Annotated in this window: 20 protein-coding genes; 11 read left to right on the top strand and 9 right to left on the bottom strand. The window is 63.5% G+C overall.

The window, feature by feature from the left end; all coding sequences use genetic code 11:
* Window positions 1-37 precede the first annotated feature (37 nt).
* The gene (locus tag RSE12_19735; protein ID WRH62560.1) at window positions 38-1,273 is read left to right on the top strand and encodes an MFS transporter; all 1,236 of its coding nucleotides are present in this window, start codon (window positions 38-40) and stop codon (window positions 1,271-1,273) included.
* Between the two features lie 227 nt (window positions 1,274-1,500).
* Here RSE12_19735 and RSE12_19730 read toward each other — a convergent pair whose 3' ends face one another.
* Window positions 1,501-3,168: an acyl-CoA dehydrogenase family protein gene (locus RSE12_19730; protein ID WRH64877.1), complete on the bottom strand. Its 1,668-nt coding sequence runs from the start codon at window positions 3,166-3,168 to the stop codon at window positions 1,501-1,503.
* Between the two features lie 337 nt (window positions 3,169-3,505).
* On the opposite strand from RSE12_19730, the gene RSE12_19725 reads away from it, so the two are divergent.
* Window positions 3,506-4,306 carry a sulfite exporter TauE/SafE family protein gene (locus tag RSE12_19725; GenBank protein WRH62559.1) on the top strand — a complete coding sequence of 267 codons (801 nt, stop codon included), beginning with the start codon at window positions 3,506-3,508 and terminating at the stop codon, window positions 4,304-4,306.
* An 87-nt stretch (window positions 4,307-4,393) separates the two neighbouring features.
* Here the strand turns inward: RSE12_19725 and RSE12_19720 are convergent, their stop codons facing one another.
* Window positions 4,394-5,992 (bottom strand): phosphoenolpyruvate carboxykinase, encoded by a 1,599-nt coding sequence (locus tag RSE12_19720; protein ID WRH62558.1) that lies wholly within the window; start codon window positions 5,990-5,992, stop codon window positions 4,394-4,396.
* Window positions 5,993-6,370: 378 nt separating this feature from the next.
* On the opposite strand from RSE12_19720, the gene RSE12_19715 reads away from it, so the two are divergent.
* From RSE12_19715 to RSE12_19685, 7 genes are read left to right on the top strand one after another with little or no spacing between them, the layout of a single operon-like run.
* Window positions 6,371-7,072: a response regulator transcription factor gene (locus RSE12_19715; protein WRH62557.1), complete on the top strand. Its 702-nt coding sequence runs from the start codon at window positions 6,371-6,373 to the stop codon at window positions 7,070-7,072.
* Entirely contained in the window at window positions 7,073-8,764 is a 1,692-nt protein-coding gene (locus tag RSE12_19710; protein WRH62556.1) for a sensor N-terminal transmembrane domain-containing protein, read from the top strand.
* Window positions 8,761-9,186, top strand: a complete 426-nt coding sequence (locus RSE12_19705; protein ID WRH62555.1) for an HPr kinase/phosphatase C-terminal domain-containing protein — start codon at window positions 8,761-8,763, stop codon at window positions 9,184-9,186. Before RSE12_19710 ends, RSE12_19705 begins: the two co-directional genes overlap by 4 nt.
* A 47-nt stretch (window positions 9,187-9,233) precedes the next feature.
* Entirely contained in the window at window positions 9,234-10,133 is a 900-nt protein-coding gene (gene rapZ, locus RSE12_19700; protein ID WRH64876.1) for an RNase adapter RapZ, read from the top strand.
* Window positions 10,130-10,525 (top strand): PTS fructose transporter subunit IIA, encoded by a 396-nt coding sequence (locus RSE12_19695; protein ID WRH62554.1) that lies wholly within the window; start codon window positions 10,130-10,132, stop codon window positions 10,523-10,525. The genes rapZ and RSE12_19695 overlap by 4 nt, the downstream gene beginning before the upstream one ends.
* Window positions 10,526-10,535: 10 nt before the next feature.
* Window positions 10,536-10,805, top strand: a complete 270-nt coding sequence (locus tag RSE12_19690; protein WRH62553.1) for an HPr family phosphocarrier protein — start codon at window positions 10,536-10,538, stop codon at window positions 10,803-10,805.
* A gap of 30 nt (window positions 10,806-10,835) precedes the next feature.
* Window positions 10,836-11,741 carry a lysophospholipid acyltransferase family protein gene (locus RSE12_19685; GenBank protein ID WRH62552.1) on the top strand — a complete coding sequence of 302 codons (906 nt, stop codon included), beginning with the start codon at window positions 10,836-10,838 and terminating at the stop codon, window positions 11,739-11,741.
* Window positions 11,742-11,954: 213 nt separating this feature from the next.
* Here RSE12_19685 and RSE12_19680 read toward each other — a convergent pair whose 3' ends face one another.
* Complete coding sequence (locus RSE12_19680) at window positions 11,955-12,833, bottom strand: 3-hydroxybutyryl-CoA dehydrogenase (GenBank protein WRH62551.1); 879 nt, start codon at window positions 12,831-12,833, stop codon at window positions 11,955-11,957.
* Between the two features lie 173 nt (window positions 12,834-13,006).
* On the opposite strand from RSE12_19680, the gene RSE12_19675 reads away from it, so the two are divergent.
* Window positions 13,007-13,828 (top strand): DUF6473 family protein, encoded by an 822-nt coding sequence (locus RSE12_19675; protein ID WRH62550.1) that lies wholly within the window; start codon window positions 13,007-13,009, stop codon window positions 13,826-13,828.
* A gap of 58 nt (window positions 13,829-13,886) precedes the next feature.
* On the opposite strand, the gene RSE12_19670 is transcribed toward RSE12_19675, so the two are convergent.
* The 6 genes from RSE12_19670 to RSE12_19645 all read right to left on the bottom strand — a co-directional run bounded on the left by RSE12_19670 (window position 13,887) and on the right by RSE12_19645 (window position 18,022).
* A complete protein-coding gene (locus RSE12_19670; GenBank protein WRH62549.1) occupies window positions 13,887-14,810 on the bottom strand; it encodes an FAD-binding protein in 924 nt (307 codons plus the stop codon).
* Window positions 14,810-15,571, bottom strand: a complete 762-nt coding sequence (locus RSE12_19665; GenBank protein ID WRH62548.1) for an electron transfer flavoprotein subunit beta/FixA family protein — start codon at window positions 15,569-15,571, stop codon at window positions 14,810-14,812. Before RSE12_19665 ends, RSE12_19670 begins: the two co-directional genes overlap by 1 nt.
* A 137-nt stretch (window positions 15,572-15,708) precedes the next feature.
* Window positions 15,709-16,287: a cob(I)yrinic acid a,c-diamide adenosyltransferase gene (locus tag RSE12_19660; GenBank protein ID WRH62547.1), complete on the bottom strand. Its 579-nt coding sequence runs from the start codon at window positions 16,285-16,287 to the stop codon at window positions 15,709-15,711.
* A 3-nt stretch (window positions 16,288-16,290) separates the two neighbouring features.
* Window positions 16,291-16,494, bottom strand: a complete 204-nt coding sequence (locus RSE12_19655) for a twin transmembrane helix small protein (GenBank protein ID WRH62546.1) — start codon at window positions 16,492-16,494, stop codon at window positions 16,291-16,293.
* A gap of 107 nt (window positions 16,495-16,601) precedes the next feature.
* Window positions 16,602-17,426 carry an SDR family oxidoreductase gene (locus RSE12_19650; GenBank protein ID WRH62545.1) on the bottom strand — a complete coding sequence of 275 codons (825 nt, stop codon included), beginning with the start codon at window positions 17,424-17,426 and terminating at the stop codon, window positions 16,602-16,604.
* 80 nt (window positions 17,427-17,506) lie between these two features.
* Window positions 17,507-18,022 (bottom strand): SH3 domain-containing protein, encoded by a 516-nt coding sequence (locus tag RSE12_19645; protein WRH62544.1) that lies wholly within the window; start codon window positions 18,020-18,022, stop codon window positions 17,507-17,509.
* Window positions 18,023-18,192: 170 nt separating this feature from the next.
* Between RSE12_19645 and RSE12_19640 the strand changes: the two genes are divergently transcribed.
* Window positions 18,193-20,496 carry a DNA topoisomerase IV subunit A gene (locus RSE12_19640; protein ID WRH62543.1) on the top strand — a complete coding sequence of 768 codons (2,304 nt, stop codon included), beginning with the start codon at window positions 18,193-18,195 and terminating at the stop codon, window positions 20,494-20,496.
* Window positions 20,497-20,505: the final 9 nt, after the last annotated feature.

The following is a 20,505-nucleotide window of genomic DNA, read 5'->3' as shown; positions in this document are numbered from 1 at the left end:
CGGGCAATGCGCTGATTGCACAAATTTGTGACAGATCATGGCCACCCGATACCTTCCCCTTTTCCTGCGGCATAGCCCGACCCCGCGCGTGCAGAACTTTGCCTTGCTGGCCGGGATCGAGGCGAGCGTGCGCGGGACGCTGATTTCGGCCATGCCGTTGACGGTGTATGCCTCGCTTGGCAGCGCCGAGGCCACGTCGAGCGCCTATTTCTGGGCGGGGATCGTGGCGCTGGTCTGGGGGTTGATGGTGCCGTGGTTCACGCGGCATCTGCCCCGGCGGTGGATGTATACGTCGGGCTGTCTGCTGTATCTGGTGGGGATGACGCTGGCGGTCATCGGCACGCCGGTGACGGTGCCGCTGGCTTTGATGTGTCTTGCCAGTGCGACCGCGACGACATTCGTCTGTTTCAACGCCTATGTCCTTGATTACATAGACCGCACCGATCTGGGGCGGAGCCAATCCACGCAGATGGTCTATTCCGCCGCGCCCTGGGCGATTGGGCCGATGCTGGGGGTGACGCTGCATGACCTGTGGGCGCCGGCGCCGTTCCTGCTGGCGGGGACGTTTGCGGTGGTGCTGCTGGTGGTGTTCTGGATCCTGCGGTTGGGGAACGGCAAGCAGATCACGCGGGCGAAGGGGCCTGCGCTGAACCCGCTGGCCTATCTGGGGCGGTTCTTTCAGCAACCGCGTCTGATTGCCGGGTGGATGTTTGCGGTGATGCGGTCCTGCGGGTGGTGGGTCTATGTGGTGTATCTGCCGATCTTCTGCATCGAAGCGGGCCTCGGTGACAAGGTGGGGGGCGTGGCGCTGTCGATTTCCAACGCGCTGCTGTTCATCTCGCCCCTGATGCTGCGCTATGCGCGGCGGCGGTCGGTGCGGCGGGCGGTGCGGACGGCGTTCGGGCTGTGCGGATTGTGCTTTGTGACAAGCGCGCTGTTTTCGCCGCTGCCTTGGGTGGCGGTGCTGGCGATGATGGGGGCTTCGGTCTTTCTGGTGCTGTTGGATGTGGTGGGGGGGTTGCCCTTCCTGATGGCGGTGAAGCCGTCGCAGAGAACGGAAATGTCGGCTGTTTACAGTAGTTTCCGGGATGTTTCGGGGATCATGACGCCGGCGGCAGCGTGGATCGTTCTGGTGCCGTTTGGCGCGCCGCTGGCGGCGTTCTTTGCGGTGACGGGGGCCGGGATGTTGGGTGCTTTTGCGATTGCGGGGCGGCTGCATCCGCGGTTGGGGACGTTGCGGCCATCGCATGGGCGGCCTGTGCCGGGGGAGTGAAGCAGGCGAATTCTGACGCAGATTTCGCGGCGTTTTCTGCACGCAGAAAACGGGGTGGCGCTGTCGCTTGGGGGCGATTTCTGTGCGCAGAAATCGTGCCATTTTCTGCGTCAGAAAATGGTTTGGTTAAGGGTTTGTTAACCGCTTTTGAGCTGCGAGACGCAAAAGGCGCGGGCCGTTCGCACGGTCCGCGCCTTTGCTGTTTCACCCTGACGGGGAAAGGTTGATCAATCCAGAAGGCGGCGGGCGATGACCTGGGCCTGAATTTCGGCAGCGCCTTCGAAGATGTTCAGGATGCGCGCGTCGCAGAGGATGCGGCTGATCGTGTATTCCAGAGCAAAGCCGTTGCCGCCGTGGATTTGCAGCGCGTTATCGGCGCTGGCCCATGCGACGCGGGCGCCCAGCAGCTTGGCCATGCCCGCCTCAAGATCGCAGCGTTTGTCATGGTCCTTTTGCCAGGCGGAGAAATAGGTGAGCTGGCGGGCCACCATGATTTCCACCGCCATCATGGCCAGTTTGCCGGAAACGCGGGGAAATTCGATCAGGGATTTGCCGAATTGCTTGCGGTCTTCGGCGTATTTCATGCCGACCTCCAGCGCCGATTGCGCCACGCCCACGGCGCGGGCGGCGGTCTGGATGCGGGCGGATTCGAAGGTTTGCATCAGCTGTTTGAAACCTTGGCCTTCGACGCCGCCGAGAAGGTTTTCGCCCTTCACTTTGAAATCGTCGAAGTTGACGGTGTATTCCTTCATGCCGCGATAGCCGAGAACCTCGATCTCACCACCCGACAGGCCAGCGTCCACGAAGGGGGTTTCATCGGTGCCGGGGGTCTTTTCGGCCAGGAACATCGACAGGCCACGATAATCGGTCGTGCCGTCGATGGTGCGGGCGAGGACGGTCATCACATGGGTGCGGGCGGCGTGGGTGATCCAGGTTTTGTTGCCGTTGATGACCCAGTCATCACCTTCCTTGCGGCCCTTGGTGCGCAGGGAGCCGAGGTCGGACCCGGTGTTGGGTTCTGTAAAGACCGCGGTGGGGAGGATTTCGCCGGAGGCGAGTTTGGGCAGCCATTTGGCCTTTTGTTCAGGCGTGCCGCCGCAAAGGATCAGCTCTGCCGCGATTTCGGAGCGGGTGCCGAGGGAGCCCACGCCGATATAGCCGCGCGAGAGTTCTTCGGACACCACAACCATGGAGGCCTTTGACAGGCCGAACCCGCCGAATTCTTCGGGGATGGTCAGGCCAAAGACGCCCATTTCGGCAAGGGAATCAATGATTTCCATCGGGATCAGTTCATCGCGCAGGTGCCAGCCTTGGGCGTGCGGGATGACCTTGTCATCGGCGAAGCGGCGGAATTGATCGCGGATCATTTCCAGTTCTTCATCCAACCCGGAGGCGCCAAAGGTGGCGCGGCCGTGATTGTCGCGCATCAATTCCACGAGGCGGGTGCGGGCGGCGACGGTATTGCCCTGGGCCATGAGGGCAACCGCCGCCGCGCCGGGTTTGGCCGGGGTGAGGCCGAGGTCCTGCAAGCGCGCGACCTCTCCCTGGCTCATCGGAATGCCGCCTTGGATCTGCTGGAGGTATTCGCCATAGGCGATCTGTAGGAGCAGCGCCTCCATTTCCGAGAACTTGCCATCGGCATCGAGGCGCAGCGCCCAGGCCTGCATCTGCCGCAGGGATTCCGTATAGGTGGCGAGCCATGCCAGCGCATGGGCGGCGTATTGGTGTTCTTCCAGTGCAGCGGCAGAGACCTTGCCCGCAACGGTGACCATGCCGCGGAGGTTTTCGCGGGCGGCGATGAAGGTGGCCTCGACCTCGGGGAGGGCTTCGGCCGTGAGGCGGAGAAGGTCGGCGAGGAGGGGCGACTGCGTCACGGACTGGCCATCGTGGGGCATCGGGATCACCTTGGAAAGGGCATGCTGCGGTTGCGAGATAGGTAGTGCCTTCATGTGCGCTGAGCAACTTAATTTCGCTGGAAAAACGTCAAGTGAAGGAAAATGTCGCAGCGGAATTTCTGCGGTCTGTATGCCAAAGCGGGGCGGTTGGCTGCGTTTTGAGGCCTAAGCGCTTGCGGGCGCTGTATTAATGGGCCGGATTGCGGTGCAGCTGCCGGTGCAGATGCCTGTGCAGACGGGCGTATGCACGCAGCGCACGGTGGTTGGGCGGTTAACCACGTTTGGGATTGGGCTTTGAGGGGTGAGTCGGCCCTTGGCTTTGCCAAGCCGGGGCGGCATGGTCGCAGCCGACAGGGCGCGGGGGGCTGGAATGGACGTGGCGATGGCGGGGCTGGAGCCTGCGGCATTCTGGGCGGCGATGGCGGTGACGCTGTTTGCCGGGTTCGTGAAGGGGGCGGTGGGCTTTGCCATGCCGCTGATCATGATTTCGGCCTTTAACGGGTTCCTGCCGCCGGAACTTGCGGTGGCGGGGCTGATATTGCCGACGCTGATCACCAATCTGAGCCAGTCGACGCGGCAGGGTTTGCCTGCGGCGTGGGAGTCGGTGATCGCCTATCGGCGGTTTCTGATCGGGACGGTGGTGTTCATCATCCTGTCAGCGCCGCTGCTGACGGTGATCCCGCGCACGGCATATCTGTTGATCCTGGGGGTGCCGGTGACAGCCTTTGCAGGGTTGCAACTGGCGGGGGTGCCTTTGGCGCTGCCCATCCGGCACAGGGCGCGGGCGGAATGGGGGCTGGGGGTTCTGGGCGGGATGTTCGGGGGAATTTCGGGCATCTGGGGGCCGCCTCTGCTGGTCTATCTGCTGTCGACCGGGGCGGGCAAGCAGGAGACGGTGCGGGTGCAGGGGGTGGTGTTTCTGATCGGGGCGGTGGCCCTGCTGGCGGCGCATCTGCGGACCGGGGTGGCCGATGCGGCGAGCCTTGGGTTTTCGGCCGCGTTGGTGGTGCCTGCGATGGTGGGAATGTTCATCGGCTATCGCGTGCAGGACCGGCTGGATCAGGCGCAATTCCGGCGCTGGACGCAGGGGTTGCTTGTGCTGACCGGGTTGAACCTGGTGCGGCAGGCGGTGATGTGAAGGGGCGAATTTTCTGCGAAAATTCTGGATCCTTCTGCGAAGGATAGGGGCCGGGACAGTTTCAGAAAATGTCCCGGCCTTTTGCGATCAGCCGATGGCGGCGGCCTTTACGTCATCGTCGATGAACGGGACGTATTGGGCGAAGTTCTTGGAGAACATGTCCACCAGTTTCGCGGCCTGCGCGTCATAGGCGGCTTTGTCGGCCCAGGTGTTGCGCGGGTCGAGAAGGGCGGTGTCCACGCCCGGCACGGCGACCGGCACCTCGAACCCGAAATTCGGGTCGCGGCGGAATTCCACGGTGCCGAGGGAGCCATCGAGTGCGGCTGAGAGCAGCGCGCGGGTGGCCTTGATCGGCATCCGCTTGCCCGTGCCGAAGGCGCCGCCGGTCCAGCCGGTGTTGACCAGCCAGCAGGTTGCGCCGTGCTTGGCGATCTTGGCTTGCAGAAGCTTGCCATAGACCTCGGGCCGGCGGGGCATGAAGGGCGCGCCGAAGCAGGTGGAGAAGGTGGGCTGCGGTTCGGTGACGCCGCGTTCGGTGCCAGCCACCTTGGCGGTGAAGCCGGACAGGAAGTGATACATGGCCTGCGCGGGCGTCAGCCGCGAGATGGGCGGCAGGACGCCGAAGGCATCGCAGGTGAGCATGATGATGTTCTTGGGGTGCCCGCCAAGGCCGGTGCTGGAGGCGTTGGAGATATAGTCCAACGGATAGGCGCAGCGCGTGTTGGCGGTCAGGCTGTCATCGTTGAAATCAAGTTCCAGCGTTTCGGGATCATAGACCATGTTTTCCACCACAGTCGCGAAGCGGTGGGTGGTGGCGTAGATTTCGGGCTCTGCCTCGGGGTCGAGGTTGATGGTCTTGGCGTAGCAGCCGCCCTCAAAATTGAAGGAGCCGCGGTCGGACCAGCCGTGTTCATCGTCGCCGATCAGGGTGCGATCGGGCGATGCGGAAAGCGTGGTCTTGCCCGTGCCGGAGAGGCCAAAGAAGACCGCCGTGTCGACCGGGTTGCCGATGGCGTGGTTGGCCGAGCAGTGCATCGGCATCACGCCTTTTTCGGGCAGCAGGTAGTTGAGCAGGGTGAAGACGGATTTCTTGTTTTCGCCCGCATAGGCCGTGTTGGCGATCAGGATCAGCTTCTTGTCGAAGTGGAAGGCGATGACGGTTTCGCTGCGGCAGCCGTGGCGGGCCGGGTCGGCCTTGAAGCTGGGGCAGTTGATGATGGTCCATTCGGGGACGAAGCTGTCAAGCTCGGCCCGGGCGGGGCGGCGCAGGACGTGGCGGATGAAAAGGCCGTGCCAAGCCAGTTCGGTGACGACGCGCACATCGAGGCGATGGACGGGGTCGGCCCCGGCGTAGAGATCCTGAACGAAGTAATCGCGGCCCTGCATATGGGCCAGCATGTCGGCATGGAGGCGATCAAAGCCTTCGGGCGGCATGGCGGCGTTGTTTTCCCACCAGATCGTCTTTTCCACCGACGGGGTGCGGACGACATGCTTGTCCTTGGGGGAGCGGCCGGTGAACTGACCGGTGGAGCAGAGGAAGGCACCGCCGATGCCAAGCCTGCCTTCGCCCCGGGTGACCGCAGCTTCGACAAGGGCTGGTTCGGGGAAGTTGTAATAGACGTTCCCGAGGCCGGTGATGCCTTGATGTGCCAATTCCTGCGCGGGGTTCACGCGTCCGTTCGTCATCCTGCAAGCTCCTGTGGCCGGGATCGCACCGACCATGTCCATTCCAGTGAAGTCCTGCCCGGGCCAAGGGGCAGATGCCGACGTCCGGGCCAAATCGGCCGCGACATAAAATTGCTATAACACGTCGTTTGCCGCATGGAACAGGACGCTTTCGCACAGTTAGCGCAACCATTGCGAGTTTGGCGCAACCAGTGGATACAATCCTGCCCGCAGGACGGGAATGTGCGGCAATTTGGCCATTTCTGTGGGTTTTCCGCGACGGTTGCGCCCCACAGATGACGTGATTCGCACATATCGGTTGATTCCCTGCGATGGAAAAATGATCATGCCCCACAAAACAAAAAATCAATGACACACGGGCAGAGTAGGGAAATCGATATGGCAAGGATCGCGCTTGTCGACGATGACAGGAATATCCTGACATCCGTCGCAATGACCTTGGAAGCCGAGGGCTTTGAAGTAGAAACTTATAATGACGGGCAATCGGCGCTGGACGCCTTTAACCGTCGGCTGCCGGACATGGCGGTTCTCGATATCAAGATGCCGCGGATGGACGGGATGGACCTGTTGCAGCGGCTGCGGCAGAAAACCAGCATGCCGGTGATCTTTTTGACATCCAAGGATGACGAGATCGACGAGGTTCTGGGTCTGCGCATGGGCGCGGATGACTATGTGAAGAAGCCGTTCAGCCAGCGCCTGCTGGTGGAGCGCATCCGGGCGCTGCTGCGCCGGCAGGATGCGATTGCCAGTGGCGAAGTGGCGGTGACGGAAGAGACCAAGATCATGGAGCGGGGCAACCTGCGCATGGACCCGCTGCGCCATTCCGTGACCTGGAAGGGCAATGATGTGGCGCTGACGGTGACGGAGTTCATGCTGTTGCAGGCGCTGGCCCAGCGGCCCGGTTTCGTGAAGAGCCGGGATCAGCTGATGGACGTGGCCTATGACGACCAGGTCTATGTGGACGACCGCACCATCGACAGCCATATCAAGCGGCTTCGGAAAAAAATGCGGGCGGTGGACGACAACTTTTCGGCCATCGAGACGTTATATGGAATCGGCTATCGCTATAACGAAGAGTAAATGACCGCAGCACCGCGCATTGGAAAGGATGGCCGCCCGGCCCGTTCGGGCGAGGTGATCCTTGGGGAAGACTGGACCTCGGGTGAGGGGCTGGTCGATCCTGCCTTGCGCGCAAGCCGTGACAGGCGGGGGCTGGTGTCGTTGAACCGGTCGCCGCTGGCGCGGAAGATCATCCTGTTCAACCTGCTGGCGCTGCTGGTGCTGGCAGGGGGGGTGCTGTTTCTGAACCCGTTCCGCGATACGCTGGTGGGCCTGCGCGGTGAGGCGCTGGTGAACGAGGCGGCGCTGGTGTCGGACGTGTTCGAGGCCGTGGCCGCCGAGGCGCCGGGGCCGATGGATGCGGCGCGGCTGGCGCGAGTGCTGGAAAGCGTGCAGGTGCCGCCGGGGGTTGAGGCCTTTGCGGTGGCGGCGGATGGCACGCTGGCAGCGCGGCGGATGGGCGCGGATCGCCCGGCGATCGTGACGCGGCCGACGCCGATCGTCGATACGCTGACCGGGGCCTGGAACGGGGTGCGGAGCCTTGTGTCAGGGGCCGAGCCGGATGCCGCAGCGACGGACGGGTTTGCGCTGGTGCAGACGTTGCTGCCTGCCGCGCTGAAGGGCGAGGGCGTGCGGATCGACGGGCGCGCGCCGGATGGCGGGCGGCTGTTTGCCGTGGCGCAACCGGTGACGGTGAACGGGCAGGTTCTGGCCGTTGTCGCGCTGAGCGGCGATCAGGCCGGGATTGATGTGCTGGTGCGCGGCGAGCGGGAACAGGTTTTGCTGATCTTCATCGCGTCGCTGATGGTGTCCTTTGGCCTGAGCCTTGTGTTGGCATCGACGATTGCCAATCCGCTGTCTGACCTTGCGGCGGCGGCGGAGTTGGGGCGCGACAGGGATGCACGCAAGATGGCACCCGGGCGCGTGCGGATCCCCGATCTGGCGGCGCGACCCGATGAGATCGGGCGGCTGTCGGTGGCGATGCGGGGCATGGTGGCGGCGCTCTATGACCGGATCGACGCGAATGAGCAGTTCGCGGCGGATGTGGCGCATGAGATCAAGAACCCCCTTGCCAGCCTGAGGTCTGCCGTCGGCACGATGCGGCTGGCCAAGCGGGACGACCAGAAGAACAAGCTGCTGGACGTGATCGAGCATGACGTGCGGCGGCTGGACCGTCTGGTGAGCGACATTTCCAACGCGTCGCGGCTGGACAGCGAATTGGTGAAGGAGGAGGAGGAGGAGTTCAACCTTGTCCGCACCCTTTCCAACATCGCGGAGTATCTGGGCCAGCAGGCCAATGAGAAGGGTGTCGAGTTCATCACCGATTTCCCCGGCGATCCGATCATGATCCGGGGGCTGGAGGCGCGGCTGGCGCAGGTTTTTGTGAACCTGATCACCAATGCGATCAGCTTTTGCGAAGATGGCGATGCGGTGCGCGTCTGGGCGCGGCGGCGTGAGAACCGGGTGCTGATCGTGGTCGAGGATACTGGGCCGGGGATTCCGGAACAGGCGCTGACCAAGGTGTTCAAGCGGTTCTATTCGGAACGTCCGCAGGTTCAGTTCGGTGAACATTCGGGGCTGGGGCTGGCGATTTCCAAGCAGATCGTCGAGGCGCATGGCGGCGTGATCTGGGCCGAGAACATCCGCCCGACCCATGCGGATGTGACCTCTGATCCGCTGGGCGCGCGGTTTGTGGTGGGTCTGCCGGTGTGACCGGCAACGGCCTGCTGCTGCACGCGACCTGCGTGGCGGTCGAGGGGCGGGGCATTCTGATCATCGGGCCATCGGGGGCGGGCAAGTCGGCGCTGGCCTTGCAGCTTATGGCGCTGGGCGCGCGGCTGGTGGCGGATGATCAGGTGGCGCTTTCGCTGCGCGATGGGGCGCTTTGGGCCGCGTGCCCGCCGACGATCCGGGGAATGATCGAGGCACGGGGAGTGGGTCTGCTGAATGCCGATCCCGTTGAGGGGGCCGAAGTGGTGCTGGCAGTCGATCTGGGGCAGGGGGAAACGATGCGCCTGCCGCCGCGACGTGAGGTTTCCTATCTTGGGCGGAGCGTGGACCTTGTGCTGGGAAGCCAAACGCCCCATTTCCCGGCTTCGCTGCTGCTCTATGTCAGTGCAGGACGCAGGGAATGACGGACGTGCCCGTGACGGATGTACCAAACGCACAAGGATCGGTGCCGATGCAGGAGCATCGGCTGGTGCTGGTGACCGGGCCTTCGGGGGCCGGACGGTCAACCGCGATCGATGCGCTGGAAGATCTGGGTTATGAGGTGATCGACAATCTGCCGCTGAGCCTTGTGCCGCGGCTGATTGAGGGGGCGCCGCTGGGGCGGCCCATCGCGCTGGGCCTGGATGTGCGCAACCGCGATTTCAACGTGGCGGCGCTGATCGAGTTGATTGATGCGCTGACGCGGGATCCGCGGGTGACGCTGGAAATGATCTATGTGGATTGCGCGGCATCCGTGCTGATCCAGCGCTACAGCCAGACGCGGCGGCGCCATCCGCTGGCCCCGGCGGAAACGCCTGCCGAAGGGGTGGCGCGCGAGATTGATCTCTTGGCGCCGATCCGGGCGCGGGCGGATCATCTGATCGACACCAGTGAGATGAGCCCGCATGACCTGAAGGCGGAACTGGCGCAGTGGTTCGATCCACGGGTCGGCGAGCGGCTGGCGGTATCGTTGCAAAGCTTCAGCTTTAAGCGCGGGATGCCGCGCGGTGTGGATATGGTGTTCGATTGCCGGTTTCTGCGGAATCCCTATTGGGAACAGGCCTTGCGCGATCTGGACGGGCGCGATGAAGCGGTGGAGGCCTATATCCGCGGCGATGCGCGCTTTGCGGAATTCTACGGACGGTTGAGCGATCTGATCACCTTTCTGCTTCCGGCTATGGTGGAGGAAGGCAAGGCGCATCTGGCCATCGGCTTTGGCTGCACCGGCGGGCAGCATCGCAGTGTTGCAGTTGCAGAAATACTGGCCAAAGCGCTTGCAGAGGCGGGCTGGCCGGTGTCAAAACGTCACCGGGAACTGGAACGCAGGGCGGCATCGCAGCCGCCCTTGGCTACTGGGGTGACAGGCGCGTGATCGGTATCGTGATCGTTGCACATGGCGGGCTGGCGCGGGAATACCTGTCGGCGGTGGAGCATGTCGTGGGCAAGCAAGATGCGATGCGGGCCATCGCCATCGAAGATGACCATGACCGCAGCGCCAAGCAGGCGGAAATCTGCGCGGCGGCGGATTCAGTGGATACCGGCGCGGGCGTGGTGGTGGTGACCGACATGTTCGGTGGATCGCCTTCGAACCTGTCGCTGATGGCGTGCAGCGGGCAGGATCGGCGCATCGTCTATGGCGCGAACCTGCCCATGCTGATCAAGCTGGCCAAATCGCGCGAGCTGACGGTGACCGAGGCGGTGGCGGCGGCGCTTGACGCGGGGCGCAAGTATATCAACAGTCTGGACCTTGGCGGCGGGGCGTGAGCTGGGGAACATGACGGGACGGGTATTGCGGATCATCAATGAGAAGGGCCTGCATGCGCGGGCCTCGGCCAAGTTTGTGGAAGTGGTGGAAAGCCACGAGGCACAGGCGCGGGTGACCAAGGACGGGATGACCGTTTCGGGGGATTCGATCATGGGTCTGCTGATGTTGGCCGCATCGCGCGGCACGGCCATCGAGGTGGCGACGCAGGGGGCGGAAGCGGAGAAGCTTGCCGATGCGCTGGAGGCGCTGGTTGCAAACCGCTTCGGCGAGGACTACTGAGGCGCGTCAGACGCGAAAGGCAAAGCCGCCGTGACCGAGACGTCGCAGAGCGAAGATCTCCGCAGCCTTGAGGTGAGCGAAGAGGAACTTGCCCGCCGCAGGGTGGAGCGGGCGGAACGCCCCTATGACATGCGCCGTCTGTCCTATGCCGGAACGTTCAAGAACCCGGTCAAGGCGAACACGATCCGGGTTCTGGAATGGCTGACGGCGAAGGTTACGCTGCTGAAACTGATCCGGGATTTCGAGCGGACGGGGGCGCCGGTGGGCGCACCGTTCTGGCCCAAGGCGATCCGTCAGATGGGGATCACCATCCAGACGCCGCCCGAGGAGATTGCGCTGATCCCGAAGACCGGGCCGCTGGTGGTGGTGTCGAACCACCCGTCGGGATTGGTGGATGGGATGGTTCTGGCGGAATTGGTCACGCGGGTGCGGTCGGATTTCAAGATCCTGACGCGGTCGCTGCTGACGGGGATTCCGGAAGTGGAACAGTTCATGATCCCGGTGCCCTTTCCGCATGAGGACAATGCGCGCGAATTGGGCCTGCAGATGCGGGACGAGACGATGAAGCATCTGAAGGCGGGGGGCGTGATCATCCTGTTCCCGGCCGGCAAGGTGGCGATGTCCGAGGGCTGGTGGGGCCCTGCGGTGGAGAGCGAGTGGAACGTCTTTACCCATAAGATCGTGAAATCCTCGGGCGCGACGATCCTGCCGGTGTATTTCCCCGGCCAGAATTCACGCGCCTTTCTGATCGCCAACAAGATCAGCGACACGGTCCGGCAGGGGCTGCTGCTGTATGAGATCAAGCGCTGCCTGTTCAAGCCGACGCGCCCCGTGATCGGTGCGCCGATCCCGGCGGAGGAGTTGAAGAAGTGGGAAGGGAACCCGCGGGGGTTTCTGGCGTGGCTGCGCGAGCATACGTTGAGTTTGAAGAAATGAGGCACAGGCCCTGATTTTTCGCAGGAAAATCGTGGGGCCTGTGAGGGGGGCGACGTCTGGCCCCAACGATTTTTCTGCGAAAAATCAGGGGCCTTTGGGGCGATTTCTGGCGCAGAAATCGCTGCGGAATTTGACACAAATTCCGAAATCACGAAGTTTGGCACCGATTTCTGCGTCAGAAATCGGCGCGGAAACTGCGTCAGTTTCCGCTTCTTAGCGTGTCGGAACCGGGGTTTCGCCGCGATAGTCGTAGAAGCCGCGCTGGGTTTTGCGGCCGAGCCACCCCGCCTCCACATACTTTGTCAGCAGAGGGCAGGGGCGGTATTTGGTGTCGGCCAGACCGTCATGCAGCACGTTCATGATGGCAAGGCAGGTGTCCAGCCCGATGAAATCGGCCAGTTCCAGCGGGCCCATCGGGTGGTTCGCGCCGAGTTTGAGAGATTCGTCGATGGATTTGACCGAGCCTACGCCTTCGTAGAGCGTATAGACCGCTTCGTTGATCATGGGCATCAGGATGCGGTTGACGATGAAAGCGGGGAAGTCTTCAGCGCTGGCGGCGGTCTTGCCCAGTTTGCGAACAACGGCGTGGAGGCTGTCCCAAGTGTCCTGATCGGTGGCGATGCCGCGGATCAGTTCCACCAGTTGCATCACTGGGACGGGGTTCATGAAGTGGAAGCCCATGAATTTTTCCGGCCGGTCGGTGCGGCTGGCAAGGCGCGTGATGGAGATGGACGAGGTGTTGGAGGTGAGGATCGTGGAGGGCTTCAGGTGGGGCAGCAGATCCTCGAATATCGCCTGCTTGACGGTTTCGCGTTCGGTGGCGGCTTCGATGATAAGGTCAGAGGGGCCGAGATCGGCGAGTTTGAGCGTGGTCCGGATGCGGGCCATCGCGGCGGCCTTATCCTCGGCGCTGACTTTGCCCCGGCTGACTTGCCGTTCGATGTTGCGGTCGATGAGCGCGACAGCCTTGTCGAGGCTGTCCTGCGCGATGTCATTGAGCAGCACGTCATAGCCAGCAAGGGCGAAGACATGGGCGATGCCATTGCCCATCTGACCTGCGCCCACGATGCCGACGGTGCGGATCTCTGCCATTTTCGTGCTCCTTCTGTCCGCGGCGACCTTAGGCGTGTGGGGGCCGTGGGCGCAAGATGGGGTGGGCAGGGAGTGTTGCGGAAAGATTGGTTCGAATTGCGACTTTAGCCCTTTGTTCATCTCTGCCCGGCAGGCTTTGCCCTGGGTGTTGTGAAAACTTGGGGGTGTGGGCGATGGCCTATGTTTATCCCGGCGACGGGTCGCTGGATTATATGCCGTGCCGGTATGGGCGGTCGCGGTTGCTGTTTCGCGGGCCGCGGCGCGATCTGGGCGGGCGCTATGCGGTGGTTCTGGGCGGGATCGAGGCTTATGGCCGCTATATCCCGCAGCCCTATCCCGCGCTGCTGGAGGCGGGGCTTGATCTGCCGGTGGTCAATCTGGGCTGCCCCAATGCGGGGCCGGATGCATGGCTGAACGATCCGGCGGTGATGGAGATCGTGTCGCGGGCGGTTGTGACAGTGGTGCAGGTGCCCGGCGCGGCGGATCTGACGAACCGGCTGTATACGGTACATCAACGGCGCAATGACCGGTTCCTGCGGGCGTCGCCCTTGTTGCAGGCGATCTATCGCGGGGTGGATTTCACGGATTTCAGCTTTACCCGCCATATGCTGCGGTCACTGTTCGAGGCGGGGCCAGAGCGGTTTGCGCTGGTGGCGGATGAGTTGCGGGCGGCCTGGGGCGCGCGGATGGGGGCATTGCTGGCAGGGATGCGGGGAAAGACGGTGCTGCTGTGGATGGCCGATCAGGCCCCCGGCCCGCGCCGCGATGTGCCGATGGGAGAGCCGCTGCTGGTGGATGCGGCGATGTTGGAGGCGGCGATGGAGCGGGCGGATGCGCTGGTGACCGTGACGCCCAGTGTGGCAACGCGGTGGAAGGGGCTGGAGGGGATGGTGTTTCCGGCCTTGGCCGAGCCTGCGGCGCGGGGCCTGCCGGGTGTGGTGGCGCATGAGGATGTGGCGGCGGCCCTGTTGCCGGTGCTGCGCGGGATGGTGTGATGCAAAAGGGGCGCGGGTTTGCACCCGCGCCCCTGTTCCGATCCGGCCTGCGGCGGGATCAGAGCTTTTCGATCATTTCCGGCACGGCGGTGAAGAGGTCGGCCACGAGGCCGTAATCGGCGACCTGGAAGATCGGGGCCTCTTCGTCTTTGTTGATGGCGACGATGACCTTGGAGTCCTTCATCCCGGCCAGATGCTGGATCGCACCCGAGATGCCGACGGCCACGTAGAGCGTGGGGGCGACGACCTTGCCGGTTTGGCCGACCTGCCAATCGTTCGGAGCGTAGCCCGAGTCGACCGCCGCGCGCGAGGCACCGACGGCGGCACCCAGCTTGTCGGCCAGTTGTTCGATCAGGGCGAAATCGGCTTGGGACCCGACGCCACGGCCACCAGAGACGACGATGCCTGCGGAGGTGAGTTCCGGGCGGTCAGAGGCGGCGACCTTGTCTTCAACCCATTTCGACAGCGAGGCATCGGCGCTGGCGGCGATCTTTTCGACGGCTGCCGCGCCGGTGTTGCCGACAGCGGCGAAAGAGGCCGTGCGGACGGTGAACACCTTTTTCGCATCCGCCGATTTCACGGTCTGGATGGCGTTGCCGGCGTAGATCGGGCGTTCGAACGTGTCGGCGTCGATGACGGCGGTCACGTCGGAGATCACCATCACGTCGAGAAGGGCGGCCACGCGGGGCAGCACATTCTTGGAAAACGCGGTGGCGGCGGCGGCGATGTGGCTGTAGCCGCCCGCCAGACCCGCGATCAGGGCGGCGGTGGATTCGGCCATGCCATGATCGAAGGCGGCGTCATCTGCGTGAAGAACCTTGGCCACACCTGCGAGCTTGGCGGCCTCGGCCGCTGCTGCGGCGGAGGTGCCTGCGATCAGGAGATGCACGTCGCCCAGCGACGCCACGGCGGAGAGGGTCTTTGCCACGGCATCGGTGGCGAGCTGCCCGTCATTCACATCGGCGAGAAGAAGAACGGCCATCAGATCACCCCTGCTTCGTCTTTGAGTTTCGCGATCAGTTCCTGAATGGAGCCGACCTTGACGCCGGCCTTGCGGCCTGCGGGTTCCACGGTTTTCACGACCGACAGGCGCGGGGCCACGTCGACGCCGTAATCAGCGGGCGTCTTGGCGGCGAGCGGCTTGGCCTTGGCCTTCATGATATTGGGCAGCGAGGCATAGCGCGGCTCGTTCAGGCGCAGGTCGACGGTCACGATGGCGGGCATCTTGACCGCGATGGTCTGGAGGCCGCCGTCGACTTCGCGCGTGACGGTGGCGGTGTCGCCTTCGATGGCGAGTTCGGAGGCGAAGGTCGCCTGCGACCAGCCCAGCAGGGCCGACAGCATCTGGCCGGTGGCGTTCATGTCATTGTCGATCGCCTGCTTGCCGCAGAGGACGAGGCCGGGGCCTTCTTCCTTGACCACGCCGGCCAGCAGTTTGGCGACGGCGAGGGGTTCGATGTCGGTGTGGACGTTATCGGTGGCCTCGATCAGGATGGCGCGGTCGGCACCCATGGCGAGCGCGGTGCGGAGCGTTTCCTGCGCCTGCTTCACGCCGATGGAGACGACGATGATTTCGGTCGCAATGCCCTTTTCCTTTAGACGGATCGCCTCTTCGACGGCGATTTCGTCGAAGGGGTTCATCGACATCTTGACGTTGGCGAGATCGACGCCCGATCCATCCGCCTTGACGCGGACTTTCACGTTGTAGTCGATCACACGTTTGACGGGCACGAGGACCTTCATCGCGTATCTCCTTTTGCAGGCCCGGCGGCGCGGACCTTATCCCAAGCTCTCGATAGGGTAACTAGACCGTCCGACCGGGTTGCAACAGATCAAATACGACAGCAAAGCGCGTCGGGACGTCGCGTTTTCCCGGCGGGTCAGCCTTCGCGGGTCAGTCCCGGCACCCAGAGGACATCATCCTTGCCGTCGTTGTTGGCGATGCGGCCTGCCACGAAGAACCAGTCGGAGAGGCGGTTGAGGTATTTCACCGACTCGGGGTTAACCGATTCCATGGTGGCAAGTTCCACGGTCAGGCGTTCGGCGCGGCGGCAGACGGTGCGGCAAAGGTGCAGGTAGGTGGCCAGCGGCGAGCCGCCGGGCAGAATGAAAGACCGCAGCGGTTGCAGTTTGGCGTTCATCACGTCGATTTCCCGCTCTAGCCGGATGACTTGCGCCTCTTGCATCCGCAGGGGGGTGTAGGGGAGGGTTTCGTCAAGATGCATGTCGGGGGTGCAGAGATCGGCGCCGAGATCGAACAGGTCGTTCGAGATGCGGGCGAGGGCGGCGTCCATGTCGGTATCGGCATGAAGGCGGGCAAGGCCGACGGTGGCGTTGGTTTCATCCACGGTGCCATAGGCCGAGACGCGGGTGGCATGTTTGGCCACGCGGGCCCCGTTGCCGAGCGCGGTTTCGCCGGCGTCGCCGGTCTTGGTGTAGATCTTGGACAGGACGACCATCGGTTACCTCTTGGATTGCAGATAGGCGAAAGCGACGATCAGGGCCACGGCCACGGCCTGCGCGATGATGCGATAACGCATGATGCGGTTGGCGTGTTTGCGGTTGAAGTCGCCGCCTTTGGCAAAGCCGCCGATGCCGATCATCAGGATGGCCAGCACCGCAAGGGCGGCAATCGCGGCGACGATGAAGAGCGGGTCTGACAGCATGGCGGTTCCCCCTGATGCGCTGCGGGTGATCTAGGGGTGAATGGCGGAAAAGCCAAAGGGCAATTTGCCGGGACGGGGAATTTGCCGCGACTGGGTGGTTCGTGGGGTCAGCCTTTGGCGATGACGCGGTCGAGCAGGCGGGTGGGCAGGATGCGTTTGAAGAAACCCGCAATGTGGGTGGGGGTGGTGACGTAGTAGCGCGCGCGGGGGCGGGGGGATTCGACGGCGTGGATCAGCTTGGCCGTGACGGCGGCGGCGGGGAGTTCCCAGCGGTCTTTCCGCGCATCGGGTTTGTAGAGCCGGTCGAGGAGGGTGCTGTATTCGTCGCGCCGGGCGGAGTTTTCCCAATCGATCCATTTCTCAAAGTGCGGGATGGCGTTTTCGCGGATGCGGGTGCCGATGGGGCCGGGTTCGATGAGGATGACGTCGATCCCCGTGCCTTGCATTTCAAGGCGCAGGACATCGGACAGCCCTTCCAGCGCGAATTTGGTGGAGACATAGGCCCCCCGCCATTTCGCCCCCACAAGGCCGAGGACGGAGGAGCAGTTGACGATACGGCCATGCCCTTGGGCGCGGAAGGTGGGGATCAGGCGGCGGGTCAGGTCGTGATAGCCAAAGAAGTTGGTTTCAAAGATTTCCCGCAGCGCGCCCCGGGGCAGGTCTTCGACTGCGCCGGGGCAGGCGAAGGCACCATTGTTGAACAGGGCGTCAAGTTTGCCATCGGTGCGGTTCAACACCTCGGTCACGGCGGATTCGATGCTGGCTTCGCTGGCGTGGTCAAGGGGGAAGCTTTCCAGCCCTTCGCTGATCAGCCGGTCACAATCGCCCTGTTGGCGGCAGGTGGCAAAGACGCGCCAGCCACGCGCCTTGAGGGCATGCGCGGCGTCGTAGCCGATGCCCGAGGAGCATCCGGTGATGAGGATGGAACGCATGTGCCTGCCGCCTGATTTTTGTTCTGCTGCTTTGTCATGGATTTAGCGGCAGCTTGGGCGATTTGGCAATGGCGGGGTGGTCAGTCGCTGGACGGCCCGAGCGACAGGGTGGAGAGCGAGGGCGCATCGGACGAGATCAGGCGGCGGTGGACGAAGCCATCAATGCCATCGCCTTCGATGCGGATATGGACCCAATCGCCGATCTCTTCGACGACCTGAACAATCTCGCCGCGTTCGACACGGTCGATCACCGATCCGGTGCGGCTGGCAGCGTCGCGGACATTGGCGGCTTCGGCCGTGATGTAGCGCAGGGTGACAGTCGGGTTGTTGAAATCGTTGAAGGCGGGTTCCGGTTCCGCGCTGGTCAGGCTGGCGGGTTGGATCGTGGCCTGTTCCGGCGCGGGCAGGATGCGCAGCGTGTCGGCCGGGGCGGCGGCGGTTTGCGTTTCGGTTTCCGATTGCGGCGCGGGCAGGGCGGGGGCGAGGGCCACGTCATAGGCCCCTTGCAGACCCATGCGCTGCTGGCCGCGATCTTCACCGCCGATCAGAAGGGCGAGGTAAAAGGTGGCGCCGAAGAAAACGAGGTAGCGAAACATGGTTAATGCCCGACTCATACGCTGGAATGACCTGTGCCATAGCATGGCTTGTGGTTGAGTCGGTGTGAAAATTTGCACGTTCGACCATTGTCTGATCGGGGTGGGGCCAATGGTGGATTCGGCGGTGGTTTCGGCTGGACCGATGGCGCGCGGCGAATTACACAACATCCATGTCTGACACGCCTGTGAACCCCAAAATCGAGCCTATCGAGCTGTCTGAACCGTTGAGCCGTGCGATCGGCGAGCGGTATTTGACCTATGCGCTGTCCACCATCATGCATCGGGCGCTGCCCGATGCGCGGGATGGGTTGAAGCCGGTGCATCGGCGGATTCTGTATGCGATGCGGGAATTGCGGCTGACGGCGACGGGGGGATTCCGCAAATCGGCCAAGATCAGCGGCGATGTGATGGGGAACTATCACCCGCATGGCGATGCTGCGATCTATGACGCGATGGCGCGGTTGGCGCAGGATTTCAACGTTCGTTATCCGCTGGTCGATGGGCAAGGGAATTTCGGCAATATCGACGGGGATAACCCGGCCGCCAGCCGCTATACCGAAGCACGGCTGACGGCGATTGCCGAGACGCTGATGGAAGGGCTGGCCGAGAACGCCGTGGACTTCCGCCCGAACTATGACGGCACGCTGGAAGAGCCGGTGGTGATGCCGGCGGCGTTTCCCAACCTGCTGGCCAATGGATCGTCCGGCATCGCGGTGGGGATGGCCACGAACATTCCGCCGCATAACCTGGATGAGTTGATCGGGGCCTGCCATGCGATGCTGGGCAATCCGGGGATCAGTGACGACGAGTTGGTGGCCTTTGTGCCGGGACCGGATTTCCCGACGGGCGGGGTTCTGGTGGAGCCGCGGGCAAATATCCTGGACGCTTATCGCACGGGGCGGGGGTCGTTCCGGCTGCGCGCGAAATGGGAGGTGGAAGATCTGGGCCGCGGGATGTGGCAGATCGTTGTGACCGAGATCCCGTATCAGGTGCAGAAATCCAAGCTGATCGAAAAGCTGGCGGAACTGATCCAGACCAAGAAGATCCCGATCCTCGCCGATGTGCGGGACGAAAGCGCCGATGATGTGCGGATCGTGCTGGAGCCGCGCACGCGGACGGTGGAACCCGACATGCTGATGGGGATGCTGTTCAAGAACAGCGATCTGGAGATTCGCTTCAGCCTGAACATGAACGTGCTGATTGATGGTAAGGTGCCGAAGGTGTGCAGCCTGAAAGAGGTGCTGCGGGCGTTCCTTGACCATCGCCGCGACGTGTTGCAGCGCCGGTCGCTGCACCGGATGGAGAAGATCGACCACCGGCTTGAGGTGTTGGAAGGCTTTATCATTGCTTTCCTCAACCTCGACCGGGTGATCGACATCATCCGTTATGACGACGATCCCAAGCGCGCGTTGATGGCCGAGGATTGGTCGAAAGACCACAAACGCGCCATGTCGGAGAAGGATTATGTCGGCCCCCCGGACGGTGAGGGAGAGCTGACCGAGGTGCAGGCGGAAGCCATCCTGAACATGCGGCTGCGGTCTTTGCGGCGACTGGAAGAGATAGAGCTGATCCGCGAGCGCGACGCGCTGATGAAGGAGCGGGCCGATCTGGCGGACCTGCTGGAAAGCGACCGCCGCCAGTGGAAGCAGGTGGGCGTGGAGCTTGAGGCGATCCGCAAGCAGTTCGGCAAGGACAGCAAGGGTGGCGCGCGGCGCACGGCATTTGCCGAGATGGGCGATGTGGAAGAGGTGCCGTTCGAGGCGATGATCGAGCGGGAACCGATCACCGTTATCTGTTCCAAGATGGGCTGGATCCGCGCGATGAAGGGGCAGGTCGCGCTGGACACGGACGTGAAGTTCAAGGACGGGGATGAAGGACGGTTCCTGTTCCATGCCGAAACGACGGACAAGATCTTGCTCGTCGGGTCGAACGGGCGGTTCTACACGCTGTTGGGCGCGAACCTGCCCGGTGGGCGGGGGATGGGCGAACCCGTGCGGCTGATGGTCGATCTGCCGAACGAGGCAGAGATCATTGAGTTGATGATCTATCGCGCGGGCGAGAAGCTGCTGGTGGCATCGACGGCGGGTGATGGGTTCGTGGTGCCATCGGAAGAGGTGCTGGCGCAAACGCGGGCGGGCAAGCAGGTGCTGACCGTGCGCGATGGTGTGAAGACCGCGCTGTGCCGCCGGGTGGCCGGGGATACGGTTGCCGTGGTGGGGGATAACCGCAAGTTGCTGGTCTTCCCGCTGGCGGAACTGCCCGAGATGGCCAAGGGCAAGGGCGTGCGGTTGCAGAAATACAAGGACGGCGGGTTGTCGGATGCGACGACCTTCACGCTGGCCGAGGGGCTGACGTGGAAAGACCCGGCCGGGCGGACGCGGACCGAGGCGGATCTGGCCGAATGGGCCGGGCCGCGGGCGGGGGCGGGCAAGATGGCACCGCGGGGTTTCCCGAGGGATAACAGATTTAACTGAGTGAATTTT

The sequence above is a fragment of the Fuscovulum sp. genome (assembly GCA_035192965.1).
Classification (GTDB): Bacteria; Pseudomonadota; Alphaproteobacteria; order Rhodobacterales; family Rhodobacteraceae; genus Paragemmobacter.
This window is presented reverse-complemented; position numbering and strand designations above follow the sequence as displayed.